Annotated in this window: 12 protein-coding genes and 1 pseudogene; 11 read left to right on the forward strand and 2 right to left on the reverse strand. The window is 61.8% G+C overall.

Annotated elements, in window-relative coordinates; translation table 11 throughout:
* Positions 1-51: 51 nt before the first annotated feature.
* On the reverse strand, positions 52-2,652 hold the full coding sequence (locus C4Q27_RS25945; RefSeq protein ID WP_104887887.1) for a cellulase family glycosylhydrolase: 2,601 nt from the start codon (positions 2,650-2,652) through the stop codon (positions 52-54).
* Positions 2,653-2,657: 5 nt separating this feature from the next.
* Positions 2,658-4,184 (reverse strand): O-antigen ligase, encoded by a 1,527-nt coding sequence (locus C4Q27_RS25950; protein ID WP_064492803.1) that lies wholly within the window; start codon positions 4,182-4,184, stop codon positions 2,658-2,660.
* Between the two features lie 95 nt (positions 4,185-4,279).
* On the opposite strand from C4Q27_RS25950, the gene C4Q27_RS25955 reads away from it, so the two are divergent.
* From C4Q27_RS25955 to C4Q27_RS26010, 11 genes and pseudogenes are all read left to right on the forward strand, one after another.
* Positions 4,280-5,656: an oligosaccharide flippase family protein gene (locus tag C4Q27_RS25955; protein WP_104887589.1), complete on the forward strand. Its 1,377-nt coding sequence runs from the start codon at positions 4,280-4,282 to the stop codon at positions 5,654-5,656.
* A gap of 236 nt (positions 5,657-5,892) precedes the next feature.
* Entirely contained in the window at positions 5,893-7,359 is a 1,467-nt protein-coding gene (locus tag C4Q27_RS25965) for a GMC oxidoreductase (protein WP_104887590.1), read from the forward strand.
* Between the two features lie 103 nt (positions 7,360-7,462).
* A pseudogene (locus tag C4Q27_RS25970) lies at positions 7,463-8,070 on the forward strand (acyltransferase).
* A 1-nt stretch (position 8,071) separates the two neighbouring features.
* Positions 8,072-9,028: a glycosyltransferase family 2 protein gene (locus C4Q27_RS25975; protein WP_054888345.1), complete on the forward strand. Its 957-nt coding sequence runs from the start codon at positions 8,072-8,074 to the stop codon at positions 9,026-9,028.
* Between the two features lie 8 nt (positions 9,029-9,036).
* The gene (locus C4Q27_RS25980; protein WP_064492801.1) at positions 9,037-9,561 is read left to right on the forward strand and encodes a serine O-acetyltransferase; all 525 of its coding nucleotides are present in this window, start codon (positions 9,037-9,039) and stop codon (positions 9,559-9,561) included.
* 5 nt (positions 9,562-9,566) lie between these two features.
* Complete coding sequence (locus tag C4Q27_RS25985) at positions 9,567-10,544, forward strand: glycosyltransferase family 2 protein (protein ID WP_104887591.1); 978 nt, start codon at positions 9,567-9,569, stop codon at positions 10,542-10,544.
* A 9-nt stretch (positions 10,545-10,553) separates the two neighbouring features.
* Entirely contained in the window at positions 10,554-11,558 is a 1,005-nt protein-coding gene (locus C4Q27_RS25990) for a VirK/YbjX family protein (RefSeq protein ID WP_104887592.1), read from the forward strand.
* A gap of 49 nt (positions 11,559-11,607) precedes the next feature.
* Positions 11,608-12,810: a glycosyltransferase gene (locus C4Q27_RS25995; protein ID WP_064492799.1), complete on the forward strand. Its 1,203-nt coding sequence runs from the start codon at positions 11,608-11,610 to the stop codon at positions 12,808-12,810.
* Positions 12,807-13,994, forward strand: coding sequence for a glycosyltransferase family 2 protein (locus C4Q27_RS26000; RefSeq protein WP_010954029.1), 1,188 nt, complete (start codon positions 12,807-12,809; stop codon positions 13,992-13,994). The genes C4Q27_RS25995 and C4Q27_RS26000 overlap by 4 nt, the downstream gene beginning before the upstream one ends.
* Entirely contained in the window at positions 13,994-14,746 is a 753-nt protein-coding gene (locus tag C4Q27_RS26005; RefSeq protein WP_104887593.1) for a WecB/TagA/CpsF family glycosyltransferase, read from the forward strand. The genes C4Q27_RS26000 and C4Q27_RS26005 overlap by 1 nt, the downstream gene beginning before the upstream one ends.
* Before the next feature lie 178 nt (positions 14,747-14,924).
* Positions 14,925-16,346, forward strand: coding sequence for an undecaprenyl-phosphate glucose phosphotransferase (locus C4Q27_RS26010; RefSeq protein ID WP_104887594.1), 1,422 nt, complete (start codon positions 14,925-14,927; stop codon positions 16,344-16,346).
* The last annotated feature ends 13 nt before the right edge of the window (positions 16,347-16,359 follow it).

The raw sequence follows: 16,359 nt of genomic DNA on the forward strand, positions 1-16,359 counted from the left end.
GCAGGTGGGATGATCAGCTACAGGTGACCTGAGCGTAGATGGCCATATGCTCTATTTCAAGAATAGCCAGTTGGACATGTAGGTACCGTCGAAGGTAATGGTGTATTGCCCATCCTTGTAGGCCACCGGCAGCGGTTTCAGCTGCTCCCGTGCATCGCGGGCGAACAGTTTCAGGCCGGCGGGTGCCTTGATGTCCAGGCGGCCTTCAAGGGGCTCGACATTGAACGGCGTCTTGTCATCGGCCTTGGGCATGGCACGGGTGCCCAGAGACAGCAGAAGCTCGCGCGACTGGCCCAGTGGCTTGCCGTCCAGGCTCTGGACCACGACGCTGGCGTAAGGCGTTTTCGTTTGTATCTGAATGGCACCCAGGTTGATCGGGCGGCCGCCCAGCCAACCGCTGGCGGCCTGGGTCAGTGGCGTGTCGATGGTGTAGATGCCTTGTTGCCAGTTGCGCCTGAGTTCGCCTGTGTCGGTCACCGACTCGGTGGCATCGGCGGCCAGCAGCGCTTGCCCCGGGTCGTGCAGCACCTGCGCGTCTGCCGGGATGGGCGCGGGTTTGAGCCAAGGCAATTCCGGCGTGTGTGGCAGGGCGATCTGCAACTGGCCCTTTTCCATGGCCGTGCGCAGCAGCGGTGAGTTACGCGGGGTGATTTCCTGGTTGTAAAGGGTGGCAGGTGTCGGTGCGAACACGTAGCGAGTGGTGGCTGGTCTTACGTCCGCACGGCGATAGAGCAGGGCAGCGGCGGGCAGAGTGGCGATCATCGCCGGGTCGTTGTACGCGTGCCAGTTGTCCGCCGTGCGCCAACCGGGGTTGAACGCCTGTTGGCTGTAGGCGTATTGCAGCATGGCGTCCCAGCCTTGGTGGCTGGCGGTGCCGGCGATGTAAATTGGTAGCGAGTGACGGTCAGGCAGCGGGAAGGGCTCGGCGTTCCACTCGGTGACGGTCAGCGGTTTGCCGACGACCTGGGCGGCAGCAATCCAGTCGATCATGCCGTCGCTGGTCAGCGGGTTCTTCTCCAGTTGGCCTGTGTCGCCGTAGCTGTGGGCGTCGATGACATCACCAACGCTCAGTGCCGGCAGTGCGCTAAGCCCATTGCCGCCCCAGGTGCTGGTGGTAGCAATGGGGACTTTCACGCCCACGCTGCGCAAGTGGGCGATCATGTCGGCATTGAAGCGTTGTTCCAGCTCGTTGAGCAACAGCTTCGACGGCCCATGCTCCCAGGCACGCCAGGTCAGGTCGGCGGGCAGGTCAAACTGTTTGGCAAAGGCCTTGGCCGCCGTCATGTAGCGCGCGCTGTGGCGGGGTACATCCTTGTTCGGCATCAGGGCGTTGCCGTAATGCTGGGTCAGGTCATTCTCGTTGGTGATCAGCACGGCGGCGATGGCCGGGTCGTCCTTGTAGGCCAGGCCCGTGTACTCGTTCACATGGGTCAGGTACTGCTCGGCGAAGCGTTTCATCGCTTGCCGGATACTGTCATTCACGTAGGCGTAACCTTTCAGGTCGACGCGACCGTCCTGCTCGGGCAGCTCCTTGAAGTCTTCGATGTGGTCGTTGGCGGTAAACGCACGCTGCACATGCATGTCCAGCCAGATGTAGATGCCTTCGTCCTTGAGTGACTTGATCCACAGGTCGAGCTTGCGCAGCGATTCGGTGCTGAGCTGCTGGGTATCGCGCACCAAGGTGCCGTCGCCAAAGACGTTGGGGCTGACCCAGGGCGAGTCGTGGTGATGCAGGCGCACCAGGTTGAAACCCAGTGCCGAAAGGCGTTTGGCTTGTTGGCGGATTTCGTCGTCGGGGCTCTTGAACAGCGAGTAGGCCGACAGGTTGGTGCCCCAGAAGCGTACCGGGGTGTTGTCGGCGAACATCAACTGGTCGCCGACCGCCTTGACGAAGCCACGCTTGCCGGCGGGTTTTTCCGCTGCGTTGAGGAAAGACAGGTCCACCGGCGAGGTGCGCCAGTCCAGCTGGTCATCAGGCCAGGTGGCGGGGTCTGCCAGGCCGAAGCGCTCGCTGGGTGTCGGGCCGAGTTCGATGTCGCCGGTCACGTTGAGCACGGCCTTGAGCTGCTGGCGGCCGGCGCTGATCGGGTCCTTGTAGAGGAATGCGCGCAGCTCGGACGGGTTGCCACGCTCGAAATAAACCTTGGCCAGTGGCGGGTCGAAGCGCATTTCGATGCGTCGCCCCTGGTCAGCCTTGCCCCACGTCCAGCCGCGGTTGTCGGGCAACAATTGCGGGGCCCCCATGTCGCCGGCGATTTGCGCCGGGTCGAACTGGAACACCAGGCCGCCACCCATGACACCGCTCTGGCGGCTGTGGGCGTCGAGGTCGAAGGCCCAGCTCAGGGTTTGCGCCTGTTCCTTACGGATGTCAGCCTGCAGGTCGAAGTCCAGTTCCTTGTTCTTCCCCCGCAGCGTGTAGTGATAAGGGCCATTGACCTTGAAGTCGGTATAGAAACCGGTCCAGCTCCAGTTGGCAGCCCAGAAATCGAATTTGGCCTTCATGACCGGTCCACCGCCGTGTGTCACGGTAGGCAAGCCATTTTGCTCATCGACACTGACCTGCCAGTCTGAAGCCCAGCTGGCCAGCGGCAGCAGGGCCAGGCCGGCAATGGCCGAAAGGCGCACGTAATGACGCAGGGACAGCCTATTCATGAACATTACCTGGGTTGTAGGTCGGGTTCTGCCAGTTCCACGGCCGGGCTGTTGTGCAGCCGGCGAACCATCTGGATGTAGGCCACGCCCAGGCCAGCGATAGACCAGTACACCACCGGGATGAAGGTGATGCTGCTGACCGTGAAGATGATGACCAGAATGCCGATCAGCGTTGCCAGCAACACCCGGCCGAGCTGTCGTCGCTCGTCGTCCTTGTCGGCAAAGCTGAGCATGGCCTTGCGGATACCCCGCAGCACGACGGCAAAGAACGCCAGGAACAGGCCTAGCCCGACCAGGCCGACCCGCAACGCCAGGTTGATGTAGGTGTTGACGATGTCGATGATGCCGTCGCCCTGGATCATCGCCTGCATTTCGGGTGTGTTGCGGAAGTCGAAGGAGCCGAACAACGGGTTGCGCTGGATGACGATCCACGAGTTGTCCATCAGCCGCTCGCGGTAGGTGATGTTCTCTTTCTCGAGGTTACCGATGAACGGCAGCAGGTCCAGCACCTTTTCGCCCCCAGGCACGACGGTCAGCAAGGGCAACGCCAGCATGCCAGCCGCACCCAGCAGCGCCAGGCGCTTGACGGCGCCTTTGCCCAGGGCGATGAATACCACCACGATGACCACCGCGCCGATCCATGGGCCACGCGACAATGGCGCGAACAGCCCGGCGGCCAGCAGCAGGGCGCCCATGGCCCTGTGCAGCGGGCGTTGCACATAGCCCTGCACGAACAGGAACAGGCCGATGGCCACGCTCATCACGTAACCCAGTGCAATCGCCTGGCCGGTGGTGACGCTTGCCCGCAGTGCACCGCCCCGGCTCAGGTAGCCGGACATGCTCCATGGCACGCCCATGGCGTCGACCAGGGCGCTGTACAACAGCCAGTGGCGCACATACTCGGCCACAGCGATCAGCGCCATGACGAAAGAGGCGAGCACGAAGGCCAGCAGGGTGTCCTTGAAGTCGCTGATCTGGCGCAGGCCACGGCTGGCCACGTAATACGGCAGGAGAACGTCGACATACAGGTACAGCGCCTGGCGCAGCGTGTCGGTAAGGGTGGTTTCGCGCAAATAGAGCACGCTCATCAGCAGCAGGCCTGCCGCCAGCAGTTTATCGGCCCAGGTGCGGCCAAAGCGCAAGGTGTCACCTTGGCGGCGCAGGTGCAGCGCGGCCGGCAGCAGCACGCACAGGGTCAGCAGGCGAATATGGTTCAGGTCGACCAGGTAATTGACCACGCCAAACCCGGGCACCTGCACCGACGCTGGCGGGATCAGGAACAGCAGCATGTAGAACAGCGCCATGGGGTTGTGCTCGCGGCGCCCGGCCAGCAACAGGACGACCGCGCCCACCCCCAGGTACAGCCAGAAGCTGTGGGAGAAAAAAGCCAGCAGGGTCAGCAGGAACCACAGATTGCGCCGGCGCTTGTAGTCGCTGAGCGGAATCAGGTCGGTGGCAGGCCGCCGGGCCATCAGGAAGACCACGCTCGCCAGAAACAGGATGACGATCAACGCACGAAAATGTTCAGGCATCGGCTATGTACACCTTTCCCTTGGTGGGCAACGGCTAGCATCGTGGCTAATTGAAACTATAGTGACTTTTAGCCAATCAGTCAGAGATTGAAGTCATGCCGTCGATTGATGTGTCAGCCACCGCGAGCCTGCGCAAGCGGGCCCTGAGGGCCGGGTCTTGGAACCTGGTCTCGCAGGTGGCTTCACAGGTGATGCGCCTGGGCGGCAATCTGATCATGGCCCGCTTGCTGCTGCCGGAAATGTTCGGGGTGATGGTCATTGCCACCACTGTTTCGATACTGCTGCATTTGCTTTCCGATGTCGGCCTGCGCCAGAACATCATTCAGAGCCACCGCGGAGACGACCCGGACTTTCTCAATACCGCCTGGACCGTGCAGATCATCCGCGGTTTCCTGCTGTTTGCCCTTACCCTGCTGCTGGCCCTGGGGGCTTGGTTGGCCCAACTGGCTGAGCTGTGGCCGGCCGACTCGACCTATGCCGCACCCGTCCTGCCGATGGTGCTGGCGGTCACCGGCCTGTCGGCGGCCATCTGGGGTTTCCAGTCCACCAAGATAGATGTGGCGGTACGCACTTTCCAACAAAAGCGCGTGGTACTGGTCGACCTTGCCTCGCAGGTGGCCGGCCTGGTGGTGATGCTGGTGCTGGGCTTGCTGACCCATTCGATCTGGGCGCTGGTGTTATCAGGCCTGGTTTCGGCGGTCGTCTGGACCGTGCTGGGGCATACCGCCCTGGAGGGGCCCAACAACCACCTGCGCTGGGACCGTTCGGCGCTGACCGAGCTGATCGTGTTTGGCCGCTGGATCCTGTTGTCGTCGATGGTCGGCGTGCTGGCGATGTACGGCGACCGCATGTGGTTTGGTGCCAGCATGTCGGCGGCGCAACTGGGTGTGTATTCGATCGCCGTGCTGATCCTGGGTGCGGTGCAGACCGCGCTCATGAAAATTGTCGGCGCGGTGGCGCTGCCTGCTTTCAGCGAAGCGGCCCGGGCCGACGACAAGCCGCGCCTGAAAGCGCTGTATTTCCGCTTTCGGCTGCTGGTCGACCTGCTGGTGCTGTTCATTTGTGGCGGTTTCCTGACCGCCAGCCCGCTGCTGATCGGCTGGATGTATGACGATCGCTACCGCGAGGCAGGGCCGATGCTGGCGATTCTCTCGCTATCGTTCATCGTATTGCGCTATACCTTGGCTCATCAGGTGTGGATTGCCTTGGGCCTGACCAAGTACCAGGCCATGGACAACATCATCCGCCTGGTCTCGTTATGGGGGCTGTTGCCGCTGTTACTGGCGATTGGCGGGGTGGAGTGGGCTATCTGGGGGGTTGCCCTGCATGCTGTGCCAACGCTGGTGCTGGTTGTGTATGTGAACTGCAAACTGGATATCTTCAGCCTCAAACGTGAACTGGTGGTACTGCCGATGTTGCTGGTCGGGGCGCTGTGCGGGGCACTGTTGACGGCCTTTTTCAACTGGCTGTAGCGCAGTTTGCCGGGTGTAACTTTCATGGCTACAGGTCACGGGAACATGGGGAAGCTCACTTTTTGTACTGCGCAATTGGGTCGTAGAGGCTTTCTCCAGAGCTGTGTCTTGCTCGGCGCGGGGGGCGCGGTGTTCGGCGCCTCGGCGGCCGTTGCGGGCAAGACGGTCGAAAAGCCCGGGTTCGTGGTAATCAACGGTTGGGTATTGCCGTCCCGTTACTTCCGGAACGCGTCAGCATGATCAAGGACTTTGAGCAGCAGAAGGTGCTGCGCGATCACTATGATTTCTGCATCATCGGGGCCGGCCCGGCGGGTATAACCCTGGGCTTGCGCCTGGCAGCCGCCGGCTGGAGCGTAATGATCGCCGAAGGCGGGGGGCGCGAGTATGCGCCGCACTCGCAAGACTTGTACGCGTGCTCATCCACCGGCCTGGAGCTGTATGCCGGGGAAACCCGCCTGCGCTACCTGGGTGGCACTTCCAATCACTGGGCTGGCCGGTGCCGACCATTCACCCCTTCGGATTTTGCCGTCGCCCCGCCAGGCGTCTTGCCGGGCTGGCCAATTCCCTACTCGGAGATCGAAGGCTTTCTGCCGGCAGCCATGGAGATCGTCGATCTGGCGCCTGGCTCGGATTTTCGCGCGATGAATGCCGGCCTCACTGGCGGTGACTTCGAGGCGGACCGTTTTCTGCTCAGCACGCCGACACGCTTTGCGCAGAAGTACGCTACAGCACTGGAGCAGACCCCAGGCCTGGATGTGTTCATCAACTGCAATTGCGTTGACCTGGAGTTCGACAAGGCTTCCGGCCACCTGGCTGCGGTGGTTTTGTCTGACTATGAATGCAATCGTCAACGCCTGGTGGCTGGAAATTTCATTCTGGCCACAGGGGCCATCGAGAATGCCCGGCAGTTGCTGAACAGCGAGACCCTGGTGGCCGCAGGCGTGGTGAGCAAGGAAGGGCTGGTCGGCGGGTGTTTCATGGAACACCTGAATATCGAAATGGGCACTTTCATCCTCAAGTCCGGGCAGGACCCAGAGCCGCGCCAGTACTACACCACCGATGCTTTCGTCGACGAGTACAAGGCCGGTAAAGGTAATGTCACCGCCTCCTTGCTGGCCGATGTGCAAACCTATGGCCGCACTGCCGAGGTGAAGTATTTTCTCGAGAGCCTGGCCTGCGACATGGGGTTTGCCAGCAAGGTCGCCTTCGTCGCCAAGTTCAGCTGCCCTGGTGACGGCGTGATTGGCACCATGATCGAGCAGTTTCCCAACCTGCACAGCCGCATTTCGCTGCTGGACAAGAAGGATGCGCTGGGCGTGGCCAAGGTCAATGTCAATTGGGTGCTTAGCGCCGAAGACCGGCACACCATCAAGTGCATTGGCAGCGAACTGGCCAAGCAGTTCGCCGACATGGACCTGGGGTTCGTCAAGCTCAACGATTTCGTTTACGACACCTCGATACCGCTGAGAATGGCACCCCATGCCCATCACATGGGCACCACGCGTATGGCCGCCTCGCCGCAGTTCGGTGTGGTCGATGCCAATTGCAAGGTGTTCGGTACCGAAAACCTGTATGTCGCCGGCAGCAGCATTTTTGCCAAGGGCGGCGCCTCCAACCCGACCATGCCGCTGTTGCAATTTGCCTTGCGGCTGGCCGACCACCTCGATAACAAGATGAAAGCGGCCAGCGGCGCCGCGGCGTGATGAAGGTTGTACACGGGTGAGTGCGATGCGGTCAGCACCTAGAAGAACGAGACCGGAACGCCTCAGGAGACTCCAGATTGTTCAGATCGCGAGGCCAGGCAGTATGAAAGGATGGATACGCAAGGCAGTGGCGCGCTACGCCCATGCAACCGGGCGAGGTGGCAAATTCTACAGGAGGTTCTGCAACCCCTCTGGTCTTGAATGGGGGCCTATCTGGCCCGATGGGGCAACTTTCATTCGGTCGGCAGCAATTTCTACGTCAATACAGGCTGCAAGTTTCTCGACCCGTCGCTGGTACGTATCGGTAACAGCGTGGGCTTGTCCGACTGCACGTTGATCGGTCATGACGGGGTGGTATTGCTGATCGAGCATCGCTTTGGCAAGCACCTGGATTCGGTCGGTTTCATCGACATCAAGGACAACTGCTTCATCGGCCATGGTGCGATCGTGATGCCTCGCGTGACCATCGGGCCCGAATCCATCGTGGCGGCAGGGGCGGTGGTGACCAAGGACGTGCCGCCAGGCACCGTCTATGGTGGCAACCCTGCCGAGTTCATTTGTACCACCGAACAGTTGATCAAGCGGGTCGAGGCACGTTGCGAAGCCTACCCATGGATCGATCTGGTGAAGCAGCGCAACGGTGCCTACGACCCGGAAGTGGAACCGTTACTGATGGCGCAAAGACGTCAGTATTTCTTCGGGGACAGCTGAAATGGCTAGCAAACCTGTGGATGTCATGGTGGTCAACTTCAATACCGCTGGACTGTTGCAGCCGATGTTCGATGCGCTGCGCCGGGCCGACAGCGAGCGCCTGGCCAGTTACCTGGTGGTCGACAATGCCTCGCGCGATGACTCGGTGCAGCGCATGGCCCAGGTGTGCCCCGAGGCACTGCTGCTGAGCAACAAGCAGAACGTGGGTTTCGGCCGGGCCAACAACCAGTTGTTGGCGCACCTCAAGGGCAAGTACGCCTTGCTGCTCAATACCGATGCCTTCGTTGCCGCCGACTCGCTGCAAAAAACGCTCGACTACATGGACGCCCACCCGGAGTGCGGCGTACTGGGGGTGCGCCTGGAGGGTCGCGATGGCGACCTGCAGCCCAGTTGTCGCTACTTCCCCACGCCGCTCAATGTGTTCGTCGGGCGCACCGGGTTGGGGCGGTTCTTCCCAGGGCTGAAGATGGTCGACGACATGAACTGGGACCACGCTTCGGTGCGCGAGTGTGACTGGTTGCCCGGCTGCTTCTACCTGGTGCGCCGCGAAGTACTCGACAAGGTGGGTTTGTTCGACCCGCGCTACTTCCTTTATTACGAAGAGGTGGACCACTGCAAGCGGGTGAAGGAAGCGGGCTGGAAAGTGGTGTTCTACCCGCATACCACGGTGGTGCACATCGGTGGCGAAAGCTCCAAGTCGGTGGCGGAGCTGGAGGCCGCCAGCCGGCAGATCTCGTCCTATCAGATCGAAAGCGAGTTGCTGTACTTCCGCAAGCATCATGGGGTGGCGGGGCTTGCCCTGCACATGCTGCTGGTCACGCTGGGCGACCTGGTGCTGGCACTCAAGGCGCTGTTGAAACGACGCGGCTGGGGCGCCATTCAGGCCTGCTGGCGTCATTGCCGGGCAACCTGGTCTTTGCTGTTCAAGACCCGGTACGCCAGCCAACCGACAAGGTAGGTGGAGCCATGTTCGATAATATTCGCGCCGACCTGCGGGCCCATGGCGGGGACTGGGGCGCCCAGGGCTTCTGGGTATTGCTGGTGTACCGCTTTGGCCGCTGGCGTTATACGCTGCGCCCGGCACTGCTGCGCAAACTGTGCTCGCTCATCTACAAGGTGCTGTTCAAATTCGTCCAGATCATCACCGGTATCGAACTGCCGTGCGAGGTGGTGATCGGGCGCAACTTCGTCATCGATCATTTTGGCGGCATCGTTGTCAGCGGCTATGCCCGCTTCGGCGATGACTGCCGTATCCGCAACGGCGTGGTGGTGGGCCTGAAGAATGTCGACGAGCCGATTGCCCCGGTGTTCGGCAACAACGTCGACATTGGCACCGGGGCCAAGGTGCTGGGCAGTATTCGCATCGGCAACAACGTGATCATCGGCGCCAATGCCGTCGTGCTGGTAGATGTGCCTGACAATTCACTGGCAGTGGGGGTGCCGGCCATCATCAAGGCCCGGCAACCGGCCGCCACGGCATCGGTCGAGTGAGGCCTATGGCAACGGTGATCGGCGTGGTGGTGATCGGCCGCAATGAAGGCCTGCGTCTCGAGCGCTGCCTTGTTTCGCTGGCGCAGGGGGCGGACAAGGTCATGTACGTCGACTCAGGATCCACCGATGGTTCGCTGCAGTTGGCCGCCAATCTTGGCGTGGACGTGCTGGCGCTGGACATGGATATCCCGTTCACGGCCGCACGCGCCCGCAATGAAGGCTTTACCGCCTTGCAGCGCCTGTTGCCATCGATGCAACTGGTACAGTTCGTCGATGGTGACTGCGAGGTGAATGCCACCTGGCTGGCCACGGCGCAGGCTTTTCTTGAGCAGCACCCCGCCGTGGCAGTGGTGTGTGGTCGACGGCGTGAGCGCTTCCCGCAGCGCTCGGTGTACAACTTGCTGTGCGACCTGGAGTGGGATACCCCGGTCGGTGAGGCCAAGGCCTGTGGCGGCGATGCGCTGATGCGGGCAGACGCCTTTGCTGCCGTGGGTGGCTTCCGTCCTGACCTGATCGCCGGAGAAGAGCCTGAACTGTGTGTGCGTTTGCGGGCCAACGGCTGGAAAATCTGGCGACTGGCTGCCGAGATGACCCTGCACGATGCCGGCATGACGCGTTTCAGCCAATGGTGGCGGCGTAGCCTGCGCGCTGGGCATGCCTATGCCGAGGGCGCCTACCTGCATGGCCAGCCACCCGAGCGGCATTGGCTGCGTGAGTCACGTCGGGCCTGGTTGTGGGGCCTGGGCATACCTTTGGTGATCGCGCTGGCCTGCCTGCTGCTGGGCGGCTGGGGCCTGCTCTTGCTGTTGATCTACCCACTGCAGGCCGTGCGCCTGGCGCGCCGCGGCGGCAAGTGGACGCGCGAGAACTGGTTGCAGGCTGTGTTCCTGGTGTTGGGCAAGTTCCCGGAAATGCTCGGCCAACTGAAGTTCCTGCGCCACCGCCTTGCGGCTGGCAAATCGGCTTTGATCGAGTACAAGTGAGAGAAACCCATGATGCTCGGCACCCTCGTGAAAAGCGTGTTTACCTTGCAACCGGGTTACTCGTTGCGGGCGATGCACAACAAGTACAAGTTGGCACGGCAGATCGCCAGGCAGTGGCCTGAGCTGAACGGGTTCATGCAGCGCATGACGGCGGCGCTGGGCCCGCATGGTCTGCAGCGGCTGGGGGTGGATTGTATCGGTGTCGTGCAATGGCCTTACATCAGCCGATGCTGGGAGGCCCCGCAGCGTCTGGAGGTGGTGGCTTCGCACTTTGAATTGATGGCTGGGCAGTTCCCGGCGTTGCTGTTGCTGGGGCGCGACGAAAGCCTGAGGCTGTGTGACCTGTCCAGCCACTCGCCGGGCTGTTGCCTGGTACTGGACCGGCCAATCTGGTTCAAGCGTGAAGGCGAGCTGGTGTTGAACCTGTTCCAGGCCGACCTGCGTGTGGCATCCCTGGCCTTCACCCTGGGCCGCAGCCAGGGTGAAACCTGCCTGTTCATTGGTGCGGTGCAGGGCATCCACAAAGGTATCGACAGCGAAACCTCGCTGGCCATCTACCGTGACCTGACCAAGGACTTCGAAGGGCTGCGGCCACGCAGCCTGTTGCTCGAAGCGTTGAAATGCCTGGGCAGAACCTTGGGTGTGACACAGCTGTATGCCGTCAGCGACGCCTGCCGGCACCATCGCCATCCCTATTTTGGCAGCGACAAGGGCCAGGACCTGGCGGCCAACTACGACGTGATCTGGCAAGAACACGGTGCCACAGCGTCTGACCGTGAGGATTTTTTCAGCCTGCCATTAGCGCCGGCGCAACGGGCGGAAACTGACATCCCGGCCAAGAAACGGGCGATGTACCGCCGCCGCCAGGCATTGCTCGACGATGTTTTCACCCGTTTGCAGGCAGCATTGCCAAGCAGCAATCACAACCTTGGACTACAAGGAAAACAGGGGGATGCATTTGCTGTGAGTGCATCGGCAGTAGACGGACCGCCCGTAGTCGACAGCCTGAAGTGAAGGTTGCCAGGGAAGGTTGGTCATCAAGCGGGTTTGGATCTGGATTCGTATGCGCATTGCTTACTTCATCAATCAGTACCCGAAAGTCAGCCACAGTTTCATCCGTCGCGAAATTCTGGCGCTGGAGCGCCAGGGGGTCGAGGTGCAACGTATAGCCCTGCGTGGGTGGGACGCCGAAGTGCAGGATGCCGAGGACACAACCGAACGGGGCAAGACCCGCTACGTATTGCAAGGTGGGCTCAAGGGGTTGTTGGCACCGACGTGGCAGGTACTGCGTACGCAGCCGCGGCGGTTTTTCCAGGCGCTGTGGCTGGCCATGCGCCTCGGCTTGCGGGCCGACCGTGCCTGGCCCTACCACCTGGTCTACCTGGCCGAGGCCTGCCAGGTGCTGCAGTGGTTGCAGGCAGGGGAGGCGACACATGTGCACGCGCATTTCGGCACCAACTCTACTGAAGTGGTCATGCTGGCCAACGCCCTGGGCGGGCCGGCATACAGCTTTACCGTGCACGGCCCTGAAGAATTCGACAAGCCACAGTTCTTGCACATGGGTGAGAAGGTGCGCCGCGCCGCCTTTGTCGCGGCGGTGAGCTCGTACGGGCGCAGCCAGCTGTACCGTTGGGTGGCGCACGAGCACTGGGGCAAGGTGAAGGTGGTGCACTGCGGCCTGGAGCGTGGCTTTCATGAGGTGGCGCCGGTCGCTGTGCCGTCGGCGCCACGGCTGGTGTGTATCGGGCGCCTGTGCGAACAGAAGGGCCAGCTGCTGTTGCTGGAAGCGGCGCGCTGTCTCGCTGCCCAGTCGATCGCCTTCGAGCTGGTGCTGGCGGGTGACGGTGAAATGCGCGAGCAGATCGAGGCCTTGATTGCCCGGCACGGCTTGCAGCAGCAAGTGCGTATCACCGGTTGGATCAGCAGTGCGCAGGTACGCGAGGAAATCCTGGCCGCCCGTGCGCTGGTGCTACCCAGCTTCGCCGAGGGCTTGCCCGTGGTCATCATGGAGGCCATGGCCTTGCGCCGGCCCGTGCTCACCACCTATGTAGCGGGTATCCCCGAGCTGGTGCGGCCTGGCGAAAACGGCTGGCTGTTCCCAGCCGGTGCCGTGGACGAGCTGGCAACAGCCATGGCCGACTGCCTGGCGCAACCGGCCGAGGTGCTGCAGCGCATGGGCGAGGTGGCCTACCAGCGTGTCGTGCAACGGCATGACATCGATACCGAGGCGGCCAGGCTGGCCGACTATTTCAAGGCATACGCATGATAAGTGTATTGGGTTGGTTACTGGGCCTGTTGGCGATCATCGTCCTGGTACCGGTGTCGGTGCTGTTGCTGCAAGTGTTGCTGGCTTGCCTGCCGGCGCGGTCCAGGCCCAAGGGCATTGGCGAGCGCCCGCGAGTGGCGGTGTTGGTGCCCGCCCACGATGAGGCGCTGGTCATTCGTGCGATGCTGGCCAGCGTTACGCCGCAACTGCTGGACGGCGACCGCTTGCTGGTCGTGGCAGACAACTGTTCGGATGACACGGCCCGGTTGGCACGCGCGTCCGGTGCCGAAGTGGTAGAGCGCCACGATACGCGCTTGCGCGGCAAAGGTTACGCATTGGATTTCGGCGTGCGCCACCTGGCTCAGCGGCCGCCCGAGGTGGTCATCGTGGTGGATGCCGACTGCCAGGTGGGCGAGGGGGCGATCGATTGCCTGGCGCGCCGCTGTCACGCACTTGCCCGCCCGGTACAGTCGCTGTACCTGATGCGTGCACCGGCAGGTGCCGGGTTGAGAGTGCAGGTTGCCGAGTTTGCCTGGCGGGTCAAGAACCTGGTGCGGCCACGTGGCTGGGCGCGTCTGGGCCTGCCATGCCAACTGATGGGCGCGGGCATGGCGTTCGGCTGGCACGATCTGAGCCTGATCAACCTGGCCAATGGTCATCTGGTCGAGGATGTGAAGCTGGGCCTGGACCTTTGCCAGCAGGGCAAACCGCCTGCTTTCTGCCCCGAGGCACTGGTCACTAGCCAGTTCCCGCTCAGCCAGCAAGGCCTCAACAGCCAACGCACCCGCTGGGAGCATGGCCATCTGGGCTTGATGCTTGCCGACGCACCCAAGCGGGCGATGGCTGCCATCACCCAGCGCAACGCTAGCCTGGCGGCCTTGACCCTGGACTTGCTGGTGCCGCCCCTGGCGTTGCTGGTACTGACCTTGCTCGGGCTTAACCTGGTGACCTGGCTGGCGTACCTGCTGTTCGGCCTGGCGGCACCCGCGTGGCTCGCCTTTGCCGGTTTGGCCTTGCTGGCCTTTGCCGTTGTGTTGGCCTGGGCGCGCTTCTGCCGTGAAGTGATACCGTTCTCGGTGCTGCTGTACGCGCCGTTTTACGCGGCCAGGAAAATTCCCTTGTACCTGAGTTTCCTGATCAAGCGCCAAGTTGAATGGGTGCGTTCAAAACGGGATGACGACTGATGGCTCAGTGGCAGAATCGCTGGAAGCGTGTGATCGACCAGCTGGCAGTGATCGCTGATGACGCCGCCGTGCAGCACCTGCTCGATCGCCTGGCCACACCGGATACGGCCACCGTGCTGGGCTTCGTCAACGCCCATGCGATGAACCTGGTGGTGCGCGATGGTGGCTACAGCCAGGCGCTGTCGGCCGCAGATGTGCTGCTGCGCGATGGTGCCGGCATGGCGATCCTGTATCGCTGCCTGGGCCTGGAACCCGGGCTCAACATGAACGGCACAGACTTCATTCCCAGGCTCATGGCTGCTTACCGAGGGCGCAAGGTCGCCTTCTTGGGCACCCGGCAACCCTACCTGGACCAGGCTGTGCAGCGCTGTAAAGCCGAATTCGGCATCGTGCCAGTGTCGGTTCACGATGGCTTCGCCAGCCTGCAAACCTATCTGCAGTTGGCCCGCGTCCAGCAACCCGAGCTGATCGTGCTGGGCATGGGCATGCCCAAGCAGGAAGCGGTGGCAGCGGCGTTGGCAGCCACTGGCGGGCCATGCCTGATCGTGTGCGGTGGGGCGATCCTGGACTTTCTCGGCGGCAAGGTCAGCCGTGCCCCCGAATGGCTGCGGCGTTTGGGGGGCGAGTGGCTGTACCGCCTGCTGCGCGAGCCCAAGCGCCTGTTCATGCGTTATGTGGTGGGCAATCCGCTATTCCTGTTGCGCACCCTGTTGTACCGGCGGGCGGCGGTTTCGGCCAGGCGGGCCCTATGAATCGGCCAAAAATCGCAAAAGCGGTGATCCCGGGTACGCCAGCGCCGGGTGGCTGCTACAGTGATATCAATCGCTTGAGGGCGCCACGCGCCTGCTGCACGGTTTTTGCTTAAGTCTGTTTTCAAGGCTTGCTGTTTGATGGAAGGCACTTGCTACGCTCATCTTGATGAGGTCTGAAATGGTTTTCGAACCCAGAAGCAGTCGTTCCTTACTCCAGAGAAGAAGCAGTGTCAGTAACGCCATCCAGGCCGGCCTCGATGGTATTGCCGTCACCGGTATTGCCTGGTACCTGATCTACGACCAGTTCGGCTATATCACATCCGATTACGTGATCATGCTGCTGCTGCTGATTGGCGCACTGGCAGTCATTTATGATCATTACGCGATCTACCGCACCAACGTCGGGCTTTCGATCAAGGCGTTCCGCCTGTTCAAGGCCTGGTCGGCAACGTTTTGCTTCCTGGTCGTCATGGCGTTCCTGACCAAACAGAGCGAAACCTATTCACGGCTATTGGTGGTGCAACTGTTCGTCATTGGTTATGTCGCCCAGTTATTCTTGCATTTTGCCGTGCGCGAACTGCAAAAGCGCTTTAGCGCGCATGCGCGCCTGGACAATGCCCTGATCATCGGCAACGGTGACCTGGCCAACTTCCTGTATCAGAAAATCAGCAACAACCCGTGGTTTGGCGAGCGGGTGCTGGGTTGCGTGCTGCTCGACAAAGGCGATGGGCAGGGGCTGGAGAGTGCCGAGGGCAAGCAGCGCCTGCCGGTGCTGGGGCATATTGGCGACCTCGACGAGCTGGTGGCCCAACACGGCATTCGTACGGTGTATCTAGTGACGCCACTGGGTGGCTCCGAGGTCATCAACGACGTGTATTTCAAGTTGCTCGACAAGTGCATTGCGGTGAACTGGGTGCCGGATATCTTCTCGTTGCGCCTGATCAACCACAGCGTGCGGGAAATTGCCGGCATTCCGGTGCTGACCTTGTCGGAGACACCCTTGACGGGCATGAGCCTGTTCTTGAAAAACCTTGAAGACCGGGTGCTGGCCGCGTTGATTTTGCTGTTTGCATCCCCCGTATTGCTGGCTGTTGCGCTGGCCATCAAGATCGACAGCCGCGGGCCGGTGTTCTTCCGCCAGGAACGTACCGGCTGGACAGGAGAATCGTTCCGCATCTGGAAGTTTCGCAGCATGCATGTTCACCAACCGGAAGCAGGTGTGGTCCAGCAGGCGCAGAAGAACGACCCACGGTTGACCCGGGTCGGCGCCTTTATCCGGCGTACAAGCCTTGATGAACTGCCACAACTGTTCAATGTGCTGACCGGGGAAATGTCCCTGGTAGGGCCGCGGCCGCATGCCCTGCAACATGACACCTTGTATTCGCAGGATATCGTTGACTACTTTGCCCGCCACAATATCAAGCCAGGCATGACAGGTTTGGCGCAGGTGCGCGGCTTCAGGGGGGAGACCAAGGATATCGAGCAAATGATCCAGCGGGTCGACTCGGACATCGAGTACATCAACAACTGGTCGTTGTGGCTGGACTTCGTGATCCTGGTGCGCACGCTTAATGCCTTCACCGGTAAGCAGGCTTATTGAGCGCAGCGCTCCT

It is taken from the genome of Pseudomonas sp. SWI36 (assembly GCF_002948105.1).
Classification (GTDB): Bacteria; Pseudomonadota; Gammaproteobacteria; order Pseudomonadales; family Pseudomonadaceae; genus Aquipseudomonas; species Aquipseudomonas alloputida.

Bases quoted from the DNA above. Each gene is read 5' to 3' on its own strand.
- C4Q27_RS25945 (WP_104887887.1), bottom strand. From the start codon at position 2,652: ATGAATAGGCTGTCCCTGCGTCATTACGTGCGCCTTTCGGCCATTGCC.
- C4Q27_RS25950 (WP_064492803.1), bottom strand. From the start codon at position 4,184: ATGCCTGAACATTTTCGTGCGTTGATCGTCATCCTGTTTCTGGCGAGC.
- C4Q27_RS25955 (WP_104887589.1), top strand. From the start codon at position 4,280: ATGCCGTCGATTGATGTGTCAGCCACCGCGAGCCTGCGCAAGCGGGCC.
- C4Q27_RS25965 (WP_104887590.1), top strand. From the start codon at position 5,893: ATGATCAAGGACTTTGAGCAGCAGAAGGTGCTGCGCGATCACTATGAT.
- C4Q27_RS25975 (WP_054888345.1), top strand. From the start codon at position 8,072: ATGGCTAGCAAACCTGTGGATGTCATGGTGGTCAACTTCAATACCGCT.
- C4Q27_RS25980 (WP_064492801.1), top strand. From the start codon at position 9,037: ATGTTCGATAATATTCGCGCCGACCTGCGGGCCCATGGCGGGGACTGG.
- C4Q27_RS25985 (WP_104887591.1), top strand. From the start codon at position 9,567: ATGGCAACGGTGATCGGCGTGGTGGTGATCGGCCGCAATGAAGGCCTG.
- C4Q27_RS25990 (WP_104887592.1), top strand. From the start codon at position 10,554: ATGATGCTCGGCACCCTCGTGAAAAGCGTGTTTACCTTGCAACCGGGT.
- C4Q27_RS25995 (WP_064492799.1), top strand. From the start codon at position 11,608: ATGCGCATTGCTTACTTCATCAATCAGTACCCGAAAGTCAGCCACAGT.
- C4Q27_RS26000 (WP_010954029.1), top strand. From the start codon at position 12,807: ATGATAAGTGTATTGGGTTGGTTACTGGGCCTGTTGGCGATCATCGTC.
- C4Q27_RS26005 (WP_104887593.1), top strand. From the start codon at position 13,994: ATGGCTCAGTGGCAGAATCGCTGGAAGCGTGTGATCGACCAGCTGGCA.
- C4Q27_RS26010 (WP_104887594.1), top strand. From the start codon at position 14,925: ATGGTTTTCGAACCCAGAAGCAGTCGTTCCTTACTCCAGAGAAGAAGC.